Annotated in this window: 3 protein-coding genes; all 3 read left to right on the top strand. The window is 70.6% G+C overall.

Annotation, left to right across the window (positions count from 1 at the left end; translation table 11 throughout):
- Positions 1-1,059: type II secretion system F family protein (locus EC912_RS19245; protein WP_132147720.1), on the top strand; the 1,059-nt coding region annotated here is incomplete at its 5' end.
- A gap of 20 nt (positions 1,060-1,079) precedes the next feature.
- Positions 1,080-1,505, top strand: coding sequence for a type II secretion system major pseudopilin GspG (gspG, locus tag EC912_RS19250; protein WP_132147723.1), 426 nt, complete (start codon positions 1,080-1,082; stop codon positions 1,503-1,505).
- A gap of 10 nt (positions 1,506-1,515) precedes the next feature.
- Positions 1,516-1,890, top strand: a 375-nt coding sequence (locus tag EC912_RS19255) for a GspH/FimT family pseudopilin (RefSeq protein WP_132147726.1), incomplete at its 3' end; no start/stop codon positions are given.

Consider the following 1,890-nt stretch of genomic DNA (forward strand, 5'->3'; position numbering starts at 1 on the left):
CTGGCCGGGCTGTTCCGCAAGGGGCCGTTCACCGGCGACCAGCTGGCCCAGTTCACCCACCAGCTGGCGACCCTGCTCGGTGCCGGACAGCCGCTGGACCGGGCGCTGGGGATCCTGCTCGACCTGCCCGAGGGCGAGCGGGCCAAACACCTGGTGGAGCGGATCCGCGACCGGGTCCGCGGCGGGACCACGCTGTCGCAGGCGCTGGACGAAGAGCACGGGGTGTTCCCGCGGCTGTACGTCAGTCTGGTCCGCGCCGGCGAAGCGGGCGGCTCGCTGGACGAGACCTTACGCCGGCTGGCCGAGTACCTGGAACGTTCGCAGGCGCTGCGCGGGAGCATCGTCAACGCGCTGATCTACCCGGCCTTCCTGATGGTCGGCGTGCTCGGCTCGCTGGTTCTGCTGCTGGCCTACGTGGTCCCGCAGTTCGTGCCGATCTTCGCCGACATGCAGGTGCCGGTGCCGTGGATCACCTCGGCGGTGCTCGCGCTGGGCACGGCGATCAGCGACTGGTGGTGGGCGATGCTCGGGCTGCTGGTCGGCACGGCGGTGTTCGTGCGCCTGCGCCTGCGCGACCCGGACACGAAGCGGGCCTTCCACGCGCGCCTGCTGACCATGCGCGTGGCCGGGCCGTTGCTGCTGAAGGTGGAGACCGCGCGGATCGCGCGGACCATCGGCACCTTATTGAAGAACGGCGTGCCGCTGCTGTCGGCGCTGACCATCGCCCGCCAGGTCACCGGCAACCGCGCGCTGGACGCGGCGCTGGCCCAGGCCGCCGAGCAGGTCAAGGGCGGCGCCGGACTGGGCGTGGCCCTGGCCCAGGCCGAGCGCTTCCCGCGGCTGGCCCTGCAGATGGTCCAGGTCGGCGAGGAAGCCGGGGCGCTGGACAGCATGCTGCTGAAGGTGGCCGACACCTTCGACGTGGAAGCCAAGCGGGCGATCGACCGCTTGCTGGCCGCGCTGGTGCCGGCGCTGACCATCGTCATGACCGTGATGGTCGCGATCATCATGGCCGCGATCCTGCTTCCGTTGCTGAGCCTGACCAGCAACATCAACTAATCGCTTTTCAAGGAGATCCCATGCGCGCGCAACCGACCTACCGTACCCGACTGGCCCGCGGCTTCACGCTGCTGGAAATGCTCGCCGTGATCGTGCTGATCGGGATCATCGGGGCGATCGTGGTGACCCAGGTGGGCAAGAACGTGGACAAGGGCAAGTACGGGGCGGGCAAGGCGCAGCTGACCACGCTGGGGCAGAAGATCGAGAACTACGCGCTGGACAACGGCACGCCGCCGGCGGCGCTGGACGACCTGATGGTCAAGCCGGCCGACGCGGCCAGCTGGCAGGGCCCGTACGCGAAGCCGTCGGACCTGAAGGACCCGTGGGGTCATCCGTTCGGGTACCGCTACCCGGGCGAGCACGGCAGCTTCGACCTGGTGTTTTACGGGCAGGACGGCAAGGCGGGCGGCGAGGGCTACTCGGCCGACGTCGGCAACTGGCAGTAACGGCACCCGCATGCGCGCGCGCGGCTTCACCCTGTTCGAGATGCTGGCGGTGATCCTGCTGATCGGGATCGCGGCGGCGGCGGTGTCGATCCCGGTGACCCAGGGGTTGGTCAGCGCGCGGGTGAATGCGGCCAGCGGGGAGATGGCGGCGGCGCTGCGCTGGACGCGGGCGCAGGCGATCGTGCGCGGGGAGAGTCTGGCGCTGGAAGTGGACACGGCCGGGGCGACCTACCGGGCCCCGGGTAAGCCGGCGGTGCAGCTGCCCAAGGGCATGACGGTGGCGTTGACCAGCGCGCAGGAAGACCGGGTGAACGCGACCACCGGGCGGATCCGCTTCTTCCCCGACGGCAGCTCGACCGGCGGGCGGGTGACGCTGGGACGGGGC

It is taken from the genome of Luteibacter rhizovicinus, from assembly GCF_004342265.1.
Classification (GTDB): domain Bacteria; phylum Pseudomonadota; class Gammaproteobacteria; order Xanthomonadales; family Rhodanobacteraceae; genus Luteibacter; species Luteibacter rhizovicinus_B.